Source organism: Sphingomonas sp. GlSt437, assembly GCF_048015635.2.
Lineage (GTDB): Bacteria > Pseudomonadota > Alphaproteobacteria > Sphingomonadales > Sphingomonadaceae > Sphingomonas.
This window is the reverse complement of sequence record NZ_JBPGYA010000001.1, coordinates 1,708,289-1,725,412: the sequence shown is the minus strand read 5'-3', so window position 1 is coordinate 1,725,412 and position 17,124 is coordinate 1,708,289. Positions and strand designations below refer to the sequence as shown.

Below are 17,124 nucleotides of genomic sequence, written 5' to 3'. Positions count from 1 at the left end.
TTTTTGTCATCGCGGCACCCGTCAAGTTTTTTGGGGCCGGCCAAGTTTGGCTTTCGCCGAGCATCAGACGCCCAGCTCCGCCATTTCCACCACGCGCTTCTCGCGCGCGCTCAATTCGGCCGCAGCACCGATCGCGACCGCCATCATCCCGTCGCGTGCCGTCACCTCGACCGGCCCTTCGCCCCGCACCGCCGCAATGAAGCGCTGATGCTCGTAAAAGGTCGAGCCATGGTGATGGCCGGCGTTGAGCGCGACTTCATCGGTGTGGACATGCCGGCGCTCGACCGCCTTGGGCGCGCGAAAGCCGACGCGCGGGGAATAGACGATCGTCCCTTCCGGGATCAGCACGTCGAGCCGCGCCTTGTCCCCCACCGCGGTGATCTCTTCCTGGTTCTCCGCCCCTTCCGCGAACATGCTCAAATCGAGCATTGCGCGGACGCCGTTGGCGAAGTCGACGGTGGTGTAGCTATTGTCGATAATGTCGGGGCGCTCGCCATCATAGCGCTCGTCGAGATGGTTCACGTCCATGCTGCCCGAGCAATAGACGCGCACCGCCTCCGACCGGACGACGAGCCGCATCAGATCGAAGAAGTGGCAGCATTTCTCGACCATCGTGCCGCCGGTGTTGCGCGAAAAGCGGTTCCAGTCGCCGACCTTGGGCAGGAAGGGGAAGCGGTGTTCGCGGATCGAGAGCATGTGCAACTGGCCGATCTTGCCGCCATGGATTTCGGCAATGAACTCGGCCGCCGGCGGCATGTAGCGATATTCCATCGCGGTCCAGAACACGCGATCGGTCTGCGCGGCGCGATCGACGATCCTGCGCGCGTCCTCGATCGTTGTCGCCAGCGGCTTTTCGCAGAGGATGTGGAGGCCGGCGTCGAATAACGGTTCAAGCACAGCGCGGTGGGTGAAATTGGGGGTGGCGACGATGACGGCATCGACCAGGCCGCTCTTGGCCAATGCCTCGGCGCTATCGAAGCTCTGCACGCCCTCGGCGCGATCGCCCAGCGCCCCCTTCGCCCAGCCAAGCGAGGTGTCGACCGGATCGGCGAGCGCAGTCACCACCGCGCCCGGGGTCAGCGCGAGATTGTTGAGATGCTCGACCCCCATCATGCCGGTGCCGACCAGCCCGTACCGCACCTGATTGCTCAACGCCGTACTCAAACCTCTTGCTCTCCCGCTCGGGTCAATTCTATGTATGACAACGATGTCTGAGATCACGCTTACACCCGATTCCCGCCCGCTCGGCAAGAGCGGATTGATGGCGAGCCCGATTGCCTGGGGCATGTGGCGTTTCGGTCACGGCTCGGTGGCGGAGGGCCGCGCGCTGGTCGACGCGGCGTTCGCGGCGGGCGTAACCCTGTTCGATACCGCCGATATTTACGGCTTTGACGGATCAGGCGGGTTCGGCGACGCGGAAGCCTTGCTCGGCCGGATTTTCGCTGAAGCGCCGGGGCTGCGCGAGCGGATGGTGCTGGCGACCAAGGGCGGGATCATGCCGCCGCTCCCCTATGACCAGAGCCGCGCCTATCTGATGAGCGCGCTTGAGGCGTCGCTGAAGCGGCTGCGGGTCAGTGAGGTCGATCTCTACCAGATCCACCGGCCCGATCTCCTCGCCCACCCGCAGGAAGTGGCGCGCGCGCTCGACGACATGGTGACGGCGGGCAAGGTGCGCGCGGTCGGCGTCTCCAACTTCACGCCGGCGCAGACACGCGCGATTGCCAGCTTCCTGACCGTGCCGCTGGCGAGCCACCAGCCCGAATATTCGCCGCTGCATCTGGAGCCGATCGAGAATGGCCTGCTCGATCTGGCGATGGAGCTCGATCTGGCGGTGCTCGCCTGGTCGCCGCTCGGCGGCGGGCGGATCGGCGCGCCGGAAGATGATCGCGCGCGCCGCGTCGCTGCCGCGCTCGATGTGGTCGGCGCCAAATTCGGCGTGAGCCGCGCGGCGGTCGCTTATGCCTGGACCATGGCGCACCCCGCCCGCCCGATCCCGATCGTCGGCACCCAGAACGTGCAGCGCATCGCCGAGATTGGCGAGGTCTACAAGGTGCGCTGGAGCCGGCAGGACTGGTATGACGTGCTCGTCGCGTCGCGCGGGGAGAGAATGCCGTGAGCGATGGCTTGCCGCCATGCGAGATCGCGTGGTTTTCGGCGCTGTGCGACGATGATTACGAGTTTCTCGGCGTGCCCGACCCGATGCTCAAATCGAGCTGGGAGCATTGCCGCGATATCGTGATGCAGGCCGAAACCGGCGGGTTCGACAATATCCTGCTGCCGTCGGGCTATGAGCTCGGCATCGACACCACCGCGTTCGCAGCGGCCATCGCGGCCGAGACCAAGCGGATCAACCTATTGCTCGCGGTGCGGGTCGGCGAGATGTGGCCGCCCCAGCTTGCCCGCCAGATCGCGACGATCGACCGGATTTCCGGCGGGCGGCTGAAGATCAACATCATCTCGTCCGACATGCCGGGTGAAAAGCTGGCGAGCGCGCCGCGTTACCAGCGCACCGTCGAGGCAATGGCGATCCTAAAGACGATGCTGAATGGCGAAACGCTGAGCCATGACGGTGACTTCTGGAAGTTCGACAATCTCGCCCCGCCTCGCGTGAAAACCGTGTCGGGCAAGGTGCCGCCGCTCTATTTCGGCGGGCTGAGCGAAGACGCGCGCGAGGCCGCCGCCAAGGGCTGCGACGTGTACCTGATGTGGCCCGACAAGCGCGAGACGGTCGCCGCGATCATCGCCGACATGAAGGAACGCGCCGCCAAGCATGGCCGCACGTTGCGCTTCGGCTATCGCGCGCATGTGATCGTCCGCGAAACCGAGGCCGAGGCCCGCGCTTATGCCGATCGGCTGCTGTCGAAGCTCGACGCCGCCGAGGGCGCTGCGATCCGGGCGAAGTCGCTCGATTCGACCAGCGCGGGTGTCGCCGCGCAGGCAGCGCTCCGCGAAGGCGCGGCGGATGACGGCTATGCCGAGCCCAACCTCTGGACCGGCGTCGGCCGGGCGCGATCGGGCTGTGGCGCGGCGATCGTCGGCGATCCCGACCAGGTGCTCGCCAAGCTCAACGATTATCGCGCGATGGGAATCGAGGCGTTCATCCTGTCGGGCTACCCTCATGCGGCGGAGGCCGATCTGTTCGCCCGCCACGTGCTGCCCCGGATCGACCACGCGGCGCTTTGATCAAGGTTCCAGACCGCGATCGTGTCTCGACTTCGCTCGACACGACCGGGTAGAGGGTTGGCATGTTGACCTGGACCAGACGCTAGCGTGACCACCGCCCAACCCCTTGTCGTCGGCATCGGCGGGACCGTCGGCGGCGTGTCGTCGACCGAGCGTGCGCTCAAGATCGCGCTCGATGCGGCGGGGCGCGAGGGATTCCGCACGCATCTGTTCGGCGGTGAGGCGCTCGCCGCATTGCCGCTTTACAACCCCAAAGCCGCCACGCGCACCGCTGCCGAAGCCGAATTCGTCGACGCGGTGCGCGCCGCGTCCGCGATCATCATTGCCTCGCCGGGCTATCACGGCAGCATCTCGGGCGTCGTCAAGAACGCGCTCGACCTGCTCGAGGAAACGGCCGGAGACGCGCGGCCCTATCTCGCCGATCTGCCGGTCGGCCTGATCGCCACGGCCTATGGCTGGCAAGCGACCGGGTCGACGATCGCCGCGTTGCGCTCGATCGTCCACGCGCTGCGCGGTTGGCCGACGCCGTTCGCCGCCGCGATCAACACGCAATTGAGCAAGTTCGACGATCAGGGCGGCGCGTCGGACCCGCAAGTCGCCGAGCAACTGGCGCTGGTCGGGCGCCAGGTCGCGCGCTTCGCGCCGCTGGTCGCCAGCCTTGGCTGAGCTCGACCGCCGCGACGCGCTGAGCATGCTGGCGCTGGGCGGCGCGGGCCTGGCCGCCGCGCCGCTGCTCGCCGCCGAGCCCGGCCCGCCGCTCACCCGCGCTTTCCCGGAAAAAGGCCAGATGTTGCTGCGCCGGACACGCGCGCCGCTGCTCGAAACGCCCTTGAGCGTGTTCGACGCGCATGATTTCACGCCGAACGATCGGTTTTTCGTCCGCTGGCATTATTCGGACATCCCGACCTCGATCGATGTCGAGAGCTTCCGGTTGAAGATCAGCGGCGCGGTGCGCAGCCCCGTCGCGCTGTCGTTGAGAGACTTGATCCGCATGCCGCGCGTCGAGCTCGCCGCGGTCAACCAATGCGCCGGCAATTCGCGATCGCTGTTCAGCCCGCGCGTCCCCGGGGCGCAATGGACCAACGGCGCGATGGGCAATGCGCTATGGACGGGCGTGCGGCTGCGCGACGTGCTCGATCGCGCCGGGATTGCGCCGGGCGCGGTCGCGGTCAGGATGAAGGGCATGGATCGCCCGCCCGGCGACGCGCCCTGGTTCGCCAAGTCGCTCGCCATCGATCACGCCCGCGACGGCGAGGTGATGATCGCCTTTGCGATGAACGGGCAGCAGCTGCCCATGCTGAACGGCTTCCCGATCCGAATGATCGTGCCGGGCTGGTTCTCGACCTATTGGGTGAAGGCGCTCGATACGCTGGAAGTCCTGACCCAGCCGGACGACACTTACTGGATGGCCAAGGCGTACCAGATCCCCGCCACCCCCGGCGGATCGGTTGCGCCCGGCACCAAGGATTTCCCCAAGGTGCCGATCAGCGCGATGCCGCCGCGCTCTTTCTTCACCAACCTGACCGACGGCGCGGTGGTCAAGGCAGGCGAGCGCTTCGTCACGCGCGGCATTGCGTTCGGGGGCGATGCGGGCGTGGGCGCGGTTGACTTGTCGATCGATGGCGGCCGCCACTGGCACCCGGCGCAATTGGGCGAGGATCACGGCAAATACAGCTTCCGCCGCTGGTCGGTGACGGTCGTGCCGCCGCCCCCCGGCCATTACCGGCTCGCGGTGCGCTGCACCAACGCGCATGGCGCGCAGCAGGTAGCGACGCCGATCTGGAACCCCGGCGGCTATCAGCGCAGCCCGATCGAAACCGTCGCGATCGAGGTGCGGGCATGAACCGGCTGTTCGCCCAACTCGCCTTTGCGGTGCCGGCGCTGGCGCTGTTCCTCGCGGCGGCGTGGATGGTGCTGGGCGGCCATCGCACGACCGGGCCGAGCTCGGCAATTTCGGAAGGCGGGGTTTCGCTCAAATCGACCACCATCACGCTGCCGACGACCGAGCCGGTGCTGCCCGGTGGGGCCAAGAGCGACATCATCACCAACAACTGCACCGCGTGCCACTCGCCCGAGATGATCCTGATGCAGCCGCCGCTCGACGCCAAGACCTGGGGCACCGAGATCGACAAGATGCGCAGCGCCTATAAGGCTGCGATCGACCCCAAGGACGTGCCCGCGATCACCGCCGCGCTGCTCGCGCTGCCGAGCCAGCGGAAACCGACCGCTACCCCAGCCGCGCCGCGTGCCAGCGCAGATGCTCGGCCATGAAGGTCGAGATGAAATAGTAACTGTGGTCGTAGCCGGGCTGGAGGCGGAGGGTAAGCGCGATACCCGCTTCGGCGCAGGCATTGGCCAGTAATTCGGGGCGGAGCTGCTCGGCGAGGAAAGTGTCGGCCGCGCCTTGTTCAACGAGCAGTTCGGGCACCCGCGCACCATCCTCGATCAGCGCGACCGCGTCATAAGCGCGCCACGCCGCGCGGTCCGGCCCTAGATAAGCGCTCAGCGCCTTCTCGCCCCACGGCACTTGGGCAGGCGCGACGATCGGCGCGAAGGCGGAGATGCTCCTGAACCGGCCGGGATGGCGCAAGCCCACCGTCAGCGCGCCGTGGCCGCCCATCGAATGGCCCATGATCCCTTGGCGTGCCAGGTCGACCGGGAACTGCTCGGCAATCAGCGCGGGCAGTTCATCCTCGACATGGGACCGCATGCGGAAATGCGGCGCCCACGGCGCCTCGGTCGCATCGACATAAAAGCCCGCGCCCTGGCCCAGATCATAAGCCCGATCGTCCGCCACCCTTTCGCCGCGCGGCGACGTATCGGGCGCGACGAAGATCAGCCCCAGCTCGGCGCAGACAGCGCGATACTCGCCCTTCTCGGTCACATTGGCATGCGTGCAGGTGAGGCCCGAGAGATACCAGACGACCGGCAACCGAGCGCCCGGCGCATGATCGGGCACGAACACCGAGAACACCATGTCGGTCCCGGTCGCGGACGATGCGTGGCGATAGACGCCTTGGGTGCCGTTGTGCGCGCGGGTGGTGGAGACTGTTTCCATCATTGATGCCCCTGAACAACCTCACCCTTCCCACCGCCTATGGCGGCGGGCCCCTTCCCTCTCCCGCCCGCGGGAGAGGGAGGGAGGCGCGGCACGCGCCGGAAGGGTGAGGGCTATTGCAGCTAGTAAACCACCACGCTCCGGATGCTCTCGCCCGCGTGCATCAGGTCGAAGCCCTTGTTGATCTGGTCGAGGCTCAGCACATGGGTGATCATCGGGTCGATCGCGATCTTGCCTTGCATGTACCAGTCGACGATCTTGGGCACGTCGGTGCGGCCCTTCGCGCCGCCGAACGCGGTGCCACGCCAGTTGCGGCCCGTCACCAGCTGGAAGGGGCGGGTGCTGATTTCCTTGCCCGCTTCGGCGACGCCGATGATGATGCTGGTGCCCCAGCCGCGATGGCAGCATTCGAGCGCGGTGCGCATGACCTCGGTGTTACCGGTGCAATCGAAGCTGTAATCCGCCCCGCCATCGGTAAGCGCGACCACCTTGGCGACGATCTCCTCGCGGCTGAGCCCAGAGGTATTGAGGAAGTCGGTCATGCCGAACTGCCGGCCCCAGCCTTCGCGATCGGGATTGATGTCGATGCCGATGATCTTGCCCGCGCCTGCCAGCCGCGCGCCCTGGATGACGTTCAAGCCAATGCCGCCCAGCCCGAAGACGACGACATTGTCGCCGACCTGCACCTTGGCGGTGTTCACTACGGCGCCGACGCCGGTGGTGACGCCGCAGCCGATATAGCAGCTTGTCTGGAACGGCGCGTCCTCGCGGATTTTGGCGACGGCGATTTCGGGCAGCACGGTGAAGTTCGAAAAGGTCGAGCAGCCCATATAATGGAAGATGGTCTGGCCCTTGTAGCTGAAGCGGCTGGTGCCATCCGGCATCAGGCCCTTGCCCTGCGTCGCGCGGATTGCGGTGCAGAGGTTGGTCTTGCCGCTAAGGCACGATTTACACTGGCGGCATTCGGGCGTGTAGAGCGGGATGACGTGGTCGCCGGGCTTCACGCTCGTCACCCCCGCGCCGACCTCACGCACCACACCCGCGCCTTCATGCCCCAGCACGCTCGGGAACAGCCCCTCGCTGTCCAATCCGTCGAGCGTATAGGCATCGGTGTGGCAAATGCCCGTCGCCATGATCTCGACGAGCACTTCGCCCGCCTTGGGCCCTTCCAGATCGAGCTCGACAATCTCCAGCGGGCGCTTGGCCTCAAACGCAACGGCGGCACGAGTCTTCATGGCAGGGGCTCCCTTGATATCGCAGGACCGCGCTTTGCCCAAAGCGCGCACGCGCGCAAGGGAACCGGTGCCCATCGGCGGCATGGATTGTTGCGCTTCTCCATCCTACATGAGCCGCAATGCCGCCCGATAGCTCCACACCGCTGCGCCCCGATCGCCCGTTATGGCCGACGCTGCGCCGCTTCCTCCCGTATCTGTGGCCTGAAGGCGAACCGATCCTGAAGCTTCGGATCGTCGTCTCGATGGCGCTCGTCGTGTTGTCGAGCGTGGTCCAGTTTCTCGGTATGCCGCTCGCGCTCCAAGACGCGATCGATTCGATGACAGGAAAGGCGAATATCGGTGCGCCCAACCTGACGACACTCGCGATCTTGCTGGTGGCAGGCTACGCTGCCGCGCGCTTCAGCGGGACGTTGTTCGACAATGTACGCAATGTCGTGTTTGAGCGCGTCGGCCAGGATGCAACGCGGCGGCTGGCGGCGAGGGTGTTCCGGCACTTGCACCAGCTCTCGCTTCGCTTCCACCTCGAGCGGCGCACCGGCGCAGTGACCAAGGTTGTCGATCGCGGCACCAAGAGCATCGACACAATGCTCTATTTCATGCTGTTCAACATCGTCCCGACAATTCTTCAGCTCGCGCTGGTCATCGGCAGCTTCCTGTGGAAGTTCAGTGGTTTGCTGGTGATCGCGACATTTACCACGATCGCGGTCTACATCGCATTTACCCGGTGGGTCACCGACTGGCGCGCGGCGCTGCGCAACCAGATGAATGATCTCGACACGGGCGCGGTGGCGCACGCGGTGGACTCGTTGCTCAACTTCGAAACTGTCAAATATTTCAATGCCGAGGCGCGTGAGGCGGACCGATACGAGAAGGCGATGATTGCCTATGCCAATGCCGCGACCCGAAGCGAGAACTCGCTCGCCTGGCTGAATGTCGGTCAGGCACTCATTACCAATATGATGCTCGGTTTCGGGCTGGCCTATGTCGTCTGGGGGTGGAGCCAGGGGCGGTTTACGGCCGGGGAACTTGTATTTGTGCAAATCCAGCTGACCAGCCTGTTCCGCCCGCTCGACCTGCTCGGCATGGTCTATCGCACCATTCGCCAAGGCGTGATCGACATGGGCGCGATGTTCGACCTGATCGACACGCCGAGCGAAGTGGTCGATGCGCCCGGCGCCAAGCCGCTGGTGGTGAGCGACGGGCATGTGCGTTTCGAAGGCGTGCGCTTCGGCTACGAGCCTGGGCGCGACATATTGAAGGGCATCGATCTCGACATTCCGGCCGGCAAGACGCTGGCCGTGGTCGGGCCATCGGGCGCGGGCAAGAGCACGCTCGCCCGGTTGATGTACCGTTTCTACGACCTGACCGGCGGGCGCATCACCATCGATGGGCAGGACATTTCGCAAGTCACCCAGGCGTCGTTGCGCGCCGCGATCGGCATCGTGCCGCAGGACACGGTGCTGTTCAACGACACGATCGGCTACAACATCGCTTATGGCCGCGAAGGCGCGAGCCCCGAGGAAATCGCCCAGGCAGCGCGTGGCGCCGCAATCGCCGACTTCATCGCGCGCCAGACCGATGGCTATGAAACCCGTGTCGGCGAGCGCGGGTTGAAATTGTCGGGCGGCGAGAAGCAGCGCGTCGCCATCGCGCGCACTCTGCTCAAGAACCCGCCGATCCTGATCCTCGACGAAGCGACGAGCGCGCTCGACAGCCGCACCGAGGCCGAAATTCAAGCAACGCTGGAAGCCATTGCCGAGCGGCGCACCAGCATCGTCATCGCGCATCGCTTGTCGACCGTGGTGAATGCCGACGAGATCGTCGTGCTTGAAGCGGGCGAAGTCGTCGAGCGCGGCAGCCATGCCGAGCTGCTCCGCCGGGGCGGACTCTATGCCGATATGTGGAACCGCCAGGCCCAGGAACGCGCCGAAGAAGCACTCGCGGCGGAATAACCCGCGGCGACGCGCATCGCCCGGACGACCGGCATGACCAGCCCCGCCATCGGCCCGTGGGGGCGCGGATCGAGCAGCTCTACGCCGAAGCTCAGCGCCTCACGCCGCGCGGCTGGCTGGTAAAAGGTCCCCGCCAGTCGATCGAAAATAGTGAGGCTGCTGCCAAAATTGCGGTCATAATGCGCGGGATCGGCCGAGTGATGGATCTGGTGGTGCGCCGGGCCAAACAGCCACTTCCCCCAGCGCGGCCCGAAGCTGACCCACAAATGCGAATGCTGAACGTGGGTGACGGCGACCGCAAAGCCCAACAGCAGGATATTGGTGCCGCCAATCTGCCAATCGCTGACCGGGCCAAGGACATGCAACGCCACGCCGCGGACACCGCCGGTAACGAGCGCGATGATCGCGGCGAACTTGATCGTCTCGAGCGGGTGGACGCGGAAATTGGTGAAGATCGACAAGCTCTCCGCGCTGTGGTGGACGCGATGGAGCTGCCAGAAGGCCGGCACTTTGTGGCTCAGCCAATGGTCGAGCCAATAGGCGAATTCATAAGCGACGAAGAGCGCGACGGTGAGCAGCGGCGCCGCGATCCAGGCGGGCCAGACCGGCGCGACCGGTCCCGGGCCGAGCCTTGCCTCCACCGCCGCCGCGACTTGGCCGGCGCCGAGCGTGAGCCCGCCGAAAACCAGGCCATAGCCCATCAGACTGAACGCGAACCAGCCGAGATCGGCACGGCCCGACGCACTCCGCCACATCCGGCGCGGGAACAGCGCGCGCGCCAGCACGCGCCAGCGGGGGCGCCGCGAGCGATGCGCGGGCACCAGCCACCACCCCGCGACGATCAGCGTGATCGCCAGCGCCGCCAGCGACAGCGTCGATCCGGGCGCAAGGAAGGTGCCGCCGAGCTGGTTGGCCCAGAAGCTCGTCAGCCGGTGAATCAGGGCGGCAGCTGCGGTCATCACGCGACGCTACGCCATCGCGGGTATCCGCCGGGTTAAGGCCCGCTCGGCCTAGCTGCAGGTCAACCGGATCGCGCGCTGCGGCTTGTCGAACACGATCGACGAGCAGCGGGACAGGACATCCGCACCCAGGATGATGAAGTCGCGGCGATCGCCGCCGCCCTTGGCGGTGACGACAATCTCCTCCGGGTCGGCGTCGGCATCGGCAATGCCCGCCGTCGTACCATTGTCGCTGATCCGCACGGTAATCTCGTTGAGCCGCAGCGGGCCGACGACCAGCGGCCGCGCCAGCCGCATCGAACGGACCGGTCGCTCGATGCCGAATGCGACTTGGGTGCGCCCGCGATCGCCCGACAATTGCCCGCCGAGCGCCGATGCCAGCGCTTGCCCCGCCCCCGCCGTCGCGATTGACCGCGCGCGGTGCGGATCGAACAGCACGTGGAGCTTGCGATCGGCCAGCCCGATCTGGGCATAGGCCGGGCGGAACATCTCCTGGACGAGCGGCAAGCTCGCCGTCTGCTCGCCCTCGCCCGGCGCTTTCAGGCGGAAGCGGACGATATCGACCGGCAGACCCCCCGGTCCGACAGCGGCATCGGCGGCGCGCTCATAATCCTTTTCGAACCACACGACGCGGCGCTTGAAGCCGACCTTGCCGAATTCGAGCTTGGTGACTCCAGTACCGCCCTTCACCTTGATCGGGCCGACCTTGACGGCGACGCCGAACAAGCCGCCATGCAAGCCGATGGCCTCCGCAAAGCCGGGATTGAGCGTCGGCGCGGCGGGTGCCCAGGGGCTGATCCTGAGCCGCGCCGGCTTGCCGCCGATCCGCACCGGCACGATCCCTTCGCCATCGACCGCGTAATCGATCGGCGCGCGCGCCGCGGCACCCAACATCGCGGCCGCCAGAATAATGGCCGCGACGCGACCCGAAAGCTGCCTCACCTGTGTTCTCCCCGCCCCTATTCCCTAGATCAGCAAATCGCGCTCGTCAGGATGCCGCTCGATATAGGCCGCCACGAACGAGCATTGCGGCACCACTTTCAACCCCCGTGCCCGCGCGCTTGCCAGCGCCGCGCCGATCAACCGGCTCGCGACCCCGCGCCCGCCGATTTCGGGCGGGACGATGGTGTGGGTAAAGGTGATGACGCCGCCTTCGATGCGATATTCGGCAAACGCCAGATGGCCATCCTCGACCAACTCGAAGCGGTGAAGCGTGGTGTTATCATGAACCTCGGCCAAAATTCTCTCCGCAAAGCCATGGCGGCGGCAGCGCCCAGGGCTATAGGTGGGGCGTGATTGCGCCAGAGTCCATCCTCCATACCACCTTCGGCTTTCCCGACTTTCGCGGCGTCCAGCGCCAGGTGATCGACCGCGTGCTGGCGGGCGAGAACACGCTGGCGGTGATGCCGACCGGCGCGGGCAAGTCGCTCTGCTATCAGCTGCCGGCGCTGGCATTGCCGGGCACCTGCATTGTCATTTCGCCGCTGATCGCGCTGATGCATGACCAGCTGCGCGCGGCGGAATCGGTCGGCATTCGCGCCGCGACGCTGACCTCGGTCGACACCAACCGGGCGGAGACGCGCGGGCGCTTCCTCGATGGCGGGCTCGACTTGCTCTACGTCGCGCCCGAACGCGCCTCCAGCGAGGATTTCCGCGAGCTGTTGGCGCGCGGGCATGTGTCGCTGTTCGCCATCGACGAGGCGCATTGCGTCAGCGAATGGGGGCATGATTTCCGCCCGGACTATCGCCTGCTGCGACCGCTGATGGACATGTTTCCCGAGCTGCCGCGCCTGGCGCTGACCGCGACCGCCGACGCGCATACGCGTGCCGATATCCTCCAGCAGCTCGGCATTCCGGTGGAGGGCTTGATCGTTGCGGGCTTCGATCGGCCCAACATCCGTTACGCCATCTCCCCGCGCGACAACACCGCGCGGCAAATCGGCGCGCTGGTGCGCGAGACGCTGGGGCCGGGCATCGTCTATTGCCCGACGCGCGCCGCGACCGAGCGCCTGGCAGGGCAACTCGCGGCGATGGGCCGCGCGGTGCGGCCCTATCATGCCGGACTCGAGCCGGGGCTGCGCGCGCGCAACCAGGCTGATTTCGTCGCGTCCGAAGACATGGTGATGTGCGCGACGATTGCGTTCGGCATGGGCATCGACAAGCCCGACGTGCGCTTTGTGGCGCATGCCGCTTTGCCCAAATCGATCGAGGCTTATTATCAGGAAACCGGCCGCGCCGGGCGTGACGGCGATCCGGCAGTGGCGCATCTGTTCTGGGGATCGGAAGATTTCGCGCGCGCCTGGAGCCGGCTGGACGAGGTCGAGCCCGAGCGGCAAGCAGTGGTGCGCGGCCAGATCAACGCGCTCGCCGGGTTGGTCGAGACGGGCGGCTGCCGGCGCGCGGTGCTGCTCCGCCATTTCGGCGAGGATCCGCCGGCGCGGTGCGGCAATTGCGACAATTGCCTGAATGCGCCCGGCCTGGTCGACGCGACCGAGCTGGCGCGCAAATTCCTGTCGGCGGTTTATCGCACCGGCCAGCGCTTCGGCGTCGGCCATATCGAGAAAGTGCTGACCGGCGCGCAAGACGATCGAGTCGCCCAGCTCGGGCATGACCGGCTGAGCGTGTTCGGCATCGTCCAGGCGACCGAAGCGCGGCTGATCAAGCCGCTCGCCCGGGCGTTGCAGGCGCGCGGGCTGGTGACGCCCAACGAGCATGGCGGGCTGGCGCTGGCGCCATCGGCGCGGCCGGTGTTGAAGGGCGAGGCAGCGGTCGAAATCGTCGCGCCGGCCGAGCAGGTGCGCGGCAGCCGACGGCGCCAGGCCGCCGCCAACCCGGTCGACGATCCGTTGTTCGAAGCGCTGCGCGCCAAGCGCCGCGAGCTTGCGCAGGCTGCCGGCGTGCCGCCTTATGTCATCTTCCACGACGCGGTGTTGCGCGAAATGGCCGCGCTGAAACCCGCCAGCCGCGCGGCGATGGCGGCGATCACGGGGGTAGGCGAACGGAAGCTCGATGCTTATGGCGAGGCGTTTCTGGCGGTGGTGCGCGATCACGAGTGACTTGCGCGCTCACCGAATAACGAGGCATGACAGCAGCAAAATCCTCCCCCGCCAGGGGGAGGGGAACCATGCGCAGCATGGTGGAGGGGGCATGAGCGAGCGCCGTGCCAGCGCAGCCCCCTCCGTCAGGCTACGCCTGCCACCTCTCCCAGAGGGGGAGGATTTAGGAGAGTCGTTTTGGACCTGCGTAAACTCGATGACCACATTTCCGTCGCGCCGCAAATCGGCCCCGCCGACGTGACCGAGCTTGCCGCGCAGGGCTTCACCGCGATCATCAACAACCGCCCCGATGGCGAGGAGATAAGCCAGCCCGAGGGTGCCGCGATCCGCGCTGTCGCCGAGACGCTGGGGCTGGCCTATGCCGAAATCCCGGTAACGCATGCCGGCTTTTCGCACCCCCAACTCGATGCCTTTGCCGCTGCCATGGCGGCCGCGACCGGCCCGGTGCTGGCTTATTGCCGCTCGGGCACGCGCAGCTGCAATCTTTGGGCGCTCGCCATGGCCAAGCAGGGCGCCGACCCGGACGAGCTCGTCGCCAAGGCAGCCGCTGCGGGGTATGACTTGTCGGGCATCCGGATGATGCTCGACCAATTGAGCGCGGGGGCAAAGGCGTAGCGATGAGCACGGCGCAGATCGTCATCTCGGTCCTTGGCGTGCTTGGCCTTGCGCTGGTCGCGCGGCTGCTCAAGCTCGGCGAGAGCAAGATCACGAGTCCCGACGATGCCGCGCGCCGCGCCGAGGAGCTGCTCGCGGGCTTCGTCGCGCGTCGCGCGATCGTCAGCCGCGATGGTGGCGCGGCGCTGGTGTCGGGCAACGGCACCGTCGCCATCCTGAAGCGCCACGGCGCGCGCGTCGCTGCCCGGCGCCTCGTGCCGCCGCTCAGGATGACCGACATACCCGAAGGCGTCCGCATCGAGACCGATGAGCGCTTGTTCGGCGCGGTGACGTTGGTCGGCGTCTATCCCGATGATGCGCGAGCGCTGGAAGCGCCATTGACACTGGTGTAAGCAGGCCCGGACATGCCTCCTCATCTGCCCGATCCCGTGCAATATGCCGTGCCCGCCTTCATCGTGCTGGTGTTCGCCGAGATGCTGGTGGCGCGGGCGCGCGACAAGAGCCGCTACGAGCCCAAGGACACGCTGACCTCGCTATCGCTCGGCTTTGGCAGCACCATCGCCGGCGTCATCCTCGGCGCGACGATGTATGGCATCGCCGCCTGGGTCTATCAGTTCCGCTTCTTCACGATCGGCTGGGCCTGGTACTGGTTCGTCATCGCCTTCGTGCTCGACGACTTTGCCTATTACTGGTTCCACCGCACCGCGCACCGTGTCCGCTGGTTCTGGGCGAGCCATGTCATCCACCATTCGAGCCAGCATTATAACCTGTCGACCGCGCTGCGGCAGACATGGACAGGCTTCTTCTCGCTGAGCTTCATCTTCAGGCTGCCGCTGGCGCTGCTCGGCTTTCACCCGGCGATGCTGCTGTTCGTCGGCGGCATCAACCTGATCTTCCAATTCTGGATCCACACCGAAGTGATCGACCGGATGCCGCGCTGGTTCGAAAGCGTGATGAACACGCCGTCGCACCACCGCGTCCACCACGGCATCAACCCGCGCTATCTCGACAGCAATTATGCCGGCGTGTTCATCATCTGGGACAAGATGTTCGGCAGCTTCGTTGCCGAGCGCGCCGACGATCCGCCGGTCTATGGCATCGTCAAGCAGCTCGGCAGCTTCAACCTCCTCTGGGCAGCGACGCACGAATGGATCGGCATTGCGCGCGATATTTGGGCGGCGCCGGGCTGGCGCAACAAGCTCAATTATGCGCTGATGCCGCCGGGCTGGAGCCACGACGGCAGTCGCGATACATCGGAGGCAATCAAGCAAAACTGGGCAGCGACCCGGGCAGAACGGGAGCAGAATGCATGGAAGAGGCGGACATCGTCGTCATCGGCGGGGGATCAGGCGGCAGCGCAGTCGCCGGCCGGCTGAGCGAGGACGGCCGCTATACGGTCGCGGTGCTCGAAGCAGGCGGCCGCAACAACGGCTTTCGCACCATCATTCCGGGCTTCCTCGCCTTCCAGACGCCCAAGACCAACTGGCAGTACGAAACCGTGCCGCAAGCCGGGCTAAACGGCCGGCGCGGCTATCAGCCCCGCGGCAAGGGCCTCGGCGGATCGTCGGCGATCAACGCGATGATCTATATTCGCGGCAATCGCTGGGATTACGACAATTGGGCGAAGATGGGCTGCCCCGGCTGGTCGTATGACGAGGTTCTGCCCTATTTCAAACGCGCCGAGCATAATGTCCGCGGCGCCGATACCTATCACGGCGCGGACGGTCCGCTCTGGGTGTCCGAGCAGATGTCGCCCAATCCGGGCGCGCTCGATTTCGTCGAGGCCGGCGCTTCCTTACAAATCCCGCGCAACGACGATTTCAACGGCGAGCGGCAGGAAGGCATCGGCCTTTATCAGGTGACGCAGCGGCGCGGCGAGCGGTGGAGCGCGGCGCGCGGCTATCTCGAGCCCAACCGCGATCGGCAGACGCTCAATATCCTGACCGGGGTTACCGTCGAACGCGTGCTGATGGACCAGGGCCGCGCCTGGGGGGTCGCTTATCTGCAAGGCGGCGAGCACAAGCAGATCAAGGCGCGCCGCGCGGTGGTGCTGGCGGGCGGCGTGTTCGGTACCGCGCAAGTGCTGATGCTCTCCGGCATCGGGCCGGCGGATCATCTGCGCGAAATGGGCTTGCCAGTGGTGGTCAATCGCCCGGCGGTCGGCGGCAATCTGCAGGATCACCTCGATTATGTCGCGTCTTACGAGACCAAGGATCGCACCTTCCTCGGCCAGACGCTGATGGGCACGCTCAAGACCGGCGCCGAGTTGCTCCGCTGGTTCCGCAGCCGCGAGGGCTCGTGGGCGACGCCTTATGCCGAAAGCGGCGCGTTCCTGAAGGTCGATCCCGACAGCCCCTGCCCCGATGTCCAGCTCCACTTCGTCATCGCGCCGCTTGAGGACCATGGCCGCACTCCGGTGAAGGCGCACGGCTTTTCGGGCCATGTCTGCGTGCTGCGCCCCGAGAGCACCGGCACGGTGCGGCTCGGCTCGATCGACGCACGCGATGCGCCGCTCATCGACCCCAATTTCCTCTCCGATCGCCGCGACCTCGACCTGATGATCAAGGGCATCAAGGCGATGTACCGCATCCTCGAAACCCCGCCGCTGACCAAATACCAGGCCAAGGATCGCTATCCGGTCAATCTCGACGACGATGCCGCGATCGAAGCGCTGATCCGCGCGCGATCGGACACCATCTACCACCCGGTGGGAACCGCGCGGATGGGATCGGACGACGCGGCGGTGTGCGATCCCAAATTGCGCGTGCGCGGCGTGGAGGGGCTTTACGTCGCCGATGCCTCGATCATGCCCAAGCTGGTGAGCGGCAACACTAACGCGCCCTCGATCATGATCGGCGAACGCGCGGCGGATTTCATCAAGGCTGATTTGGCGGCCTGATCGCGGCCACGCACTCTGGCCCAAGCCGTCATGCCAGCGAACGCTGGCATCGCTGGCAAGTGAAGCCAAGCGCACAACGACCCCGGCTTTCGCCGGAGTTGATTGGCGACCCCGCGCTTGCGCGGGTTACGCCAATCAAAAAAAGGCCGGTGACTTTCGCCACCGGC

At 66.4% G+C, this 17,124-nt stretch carries 17 protein-coding genes; 11 read left to right on the top strand and 6 right to left on the bottom strand.

Features of this window, described 5'->3' with window-relative positions; translation table 11 throughout:
- Positions 1–63: 63 nt before the first annotated feature.
- Positions 64–1,140: a Gfo/Idh/MocA family protein gene (locus ACLB0R_RS08540; RefSeq protein WP_416643048.1), complete on the bottom strand. Its 1,077-nt coding sequence runs from the start codon at positions 1,138–1,140 to the stop codon at positions 64–66.
- A gap of 67 nt (positions 1,141–1,207) precedes the next feature.
- Here ACLB0R_RS08540 and ACLB0R_RS08535 point away from each other — a divergent pair, with 67 nt between their 5' ends.
- The 5 genes from ACLB0R_RS08535 to ACLB0R_RS08515 all read left to right on the top strand — a co-directional run bounded on the left by ACLB0R_RS08535 (position 1,208) and on the right by ACLB0R_RS08515 (position 5,454).
- On the top strand, positions 1,208–2,116 hold the full coding sequence (locus tag ACLB0R_RS08535; protein ID WP_416642838.1) for an aldo/keto reductase: 909 nt from the start codon (positions 1,208–1,210) through the stop codon (positions 2,114–2,116).
- Positions 2,113–3,183 carry an LLM class flavin-dependent oxidoreductase gene (locus tag ACLB0R_RS08530; RefSeq protein ID WP_416642837.1) on the top strand — a complete coding sequence of 357 codons (1,071 nt, stop codon included), beginning with the start codon at positions 2,113–2,115 and terminating at the stop codon, positions 3,181–3,183. The genes ACLB0R_RS08535 and ACLB0R_RS08530 overlap by 4 nt, the downstream gene beginning before the upstream one ends.
- Before the next feature lie 87 nt (positions 3,184–3,270).
- Complete coding sequence (locus ACLB0R_RS08525) at positions 3,271–3,849, top strand: NADPH-dependent FMN reductase (protein WP_416642836.1); 579 nt, start codon at positions 3,271–3,273, stop codon at positions 3,847–3,849.
- Between the two features lie 25 nt (positions 3,850–3,874).
- Positions 3,875–5,026 (top strand): molybdopterin-dependent oxidoreductase, encoded by a 1,152-nt coding sequence (locus ACLB0R_RS08520; RefSeq protein WP_416643047.1) that lies wholly within the window; start codon positions 3,875–3,877, stop codon positions 5,024–5,026.
- On the top strand, positions 5,023–5,454 hold the full coding sequence (locus tag ACLB0R_RS08515; RefSeq protein ID WP_416642835.1) for a cytochrome C nitrite reductase: 432 nt from the start codon (positions 5,023–5,025) through the stop codon (positions 5,452–5,454). The genes ACLB0R_RS08520 and ACLB0R_RS08515 overlap by 4 nt, the downstream gene beginning before the upstream one ends.
- Here the strand turns inward: ACLB0R_RS08515 and fghA are convergent.
- Together fghA and ACLB0R_RS08505 are read right to left on the bottom strand one after the other, a co-directional pair.
- Positions 5,411–6,241, bottom strand: a complete 831-nt coding sequence (gene fghA / locus ACLB0R_RS08510) for an S-formylglutathione hydrolase (protein ID WP_416642834.1) — start codon at positions 6,239–6,241, stop codon at positions 5,411–5,413. The two genes, ACLB0R_RS08515 and fghA, sit on opposite strands and share 44 nt — an antisense overlap.
- Before the next feature lie 122 nt (positions 6,242–6,363).
- Entirely contained in the window at positions 6,364–7,476 is a 1,113-nt protein-coding gene (locus tag ACLB0R_RS08505) for an S-(hydroxymethyl)glutathione dehydrogenase/class III alcohol dehydrogenase (RefSeq protein ID WP_416642833.1), read from the bottom strand.
- A 119-nt stretch (positions 7,477–7,595) separates the two neighbouring features.
- Here ACLB0R_RS08505 and ACLB0R_RS08500 point away from each other — a divergent pair, with 119 nt between their 5' ends.
- Entirely contained in the window at positions 7,596–9,428 is a 1,833-nt protein-coding gene (locus ACLB0R_RS08500; RefSeq protein WP_416642832.1) for an ABCB family ABC transporter ATP-binding protein/permease, read from the top strand.
- On the opposite strand, the gene ACLB0R_RS08495 is transcribed toward ACLB0R_RS08500, so the two are convergent.
- The 3 genes from ACLB0R_RS08495 to ACLB0R_RS08485 are packed head-to-tail and all read right to left on the bottom strand — an operon-like array spanning position 9,365 to position 11,626.
- Entirely contained in the window at positions 9,365–10,387 is a 1,023-nt protein-coding gene (locus ACLB0R_RS08495; RefSeq protein WP_416642831.1) for a sterol desaturase family protein, read from the bottom strand. The two genes, ACLB0R_RS08500 and ACLB0R_RS08495, sit on opposite strands and share 64 nt — an antisense overlap.
- 51 nt (positions 10,388–10,438) lie before the next feature.
- A complete protein-coding gene (locus ACLB0R_RS08490; RefSeq protein ID WP_416642830.1) occupies positions 10,439–11,329 on the bottom strand; it encodes a hypothetical protein in 891 nt (296 codons plus the stop codon).
- A 24-nt stretch (positions 11,330–11,353) separates the two neighbouring features.
- Positions 11,354–11,626 carry a GNAT family N-acetyltransferase gene (locus tag ACLB0R_RS08485; RefSeq protein WP_416642829.1) on the bottom strand — a complete coding sequence of 91 codons (273 nt, stop codon included), beginning with the start codon at positions 11,624–11,626 and terminating at the stop codon, positions 11,354–11,356.
- A 53-nt stretch (positions 11,627–11,679) separates the two neighbouring features.
- Here ACLB0R_RS08485 and recQ point away from each other — a divergent pair, with 53 nt between their 5' ends.
- From recQ to ACLB0R_RS08460, 5 genes are all read left to right on the top strand, one after another.
- Positions 11,680–13,443 (top strand): DNA helicase RecQ, encoded by a 1,764-nt coding sequence (gene recQ / locus ACLB0R_RS08480; RefSeq protein ID WP_416642828.1) that lies wholly within the window; start codon positions 11,680–11,682, stop codon positions 13,441–13,443.
- Between the two features lie 177 nt (positions 13,444–13,620).
- A complete protein-coding gene (locus ACLB0R_RS08475) occupies positions 13,621–14,058 on the top strand; it encodes a TIGR01244 family sulfur transferase (protein WP_416642827.1) in 438 nt (145 codons plus the stop codon).
- Between the two features lie 2 nt (positions 14,059–14,060).
- Positions 14,061–14,450 (top strand): hypothetical protein, encoded by a 390-nt coding sequence (locus tag ACLB0R_RS08470; RefSeq protein WP_416642826.1) that lies wholly within the window; start codon positions 14,061–14,063, stop codon positions 14,448–14,450.
- A gap of 12 nt (positions 14,451–14,462) precedes the next feature.
- Positions 14,463–15,434 (top strand): sterol desaturase family protein, encoded by a 972-nt coding sequence (locus ACLB0R_RS08465; RefSeq protein WP_416642825.1) that lies wholly within the window; start codon positions 14,463–14,465, stop codon positions 15,432–15,434.
- Positions 15,368–16,957, top strand: coding sequence for a GMC family oxidoreductase (locus ACLB0R_RS08460; RefSeq protein ID WP_416642824.1), 1,590 nt, complete (start codon positions 15,368–15,370; stop codon positions 16,955–16,957). The genes ACLB0R_RS08465 and ACLB0R_RS08460 overlap by 67 nt, the downstream gene beginning before the upstream one ends.
- Positions 16,958–17,124: the final 167 nt, after the last annotated feature.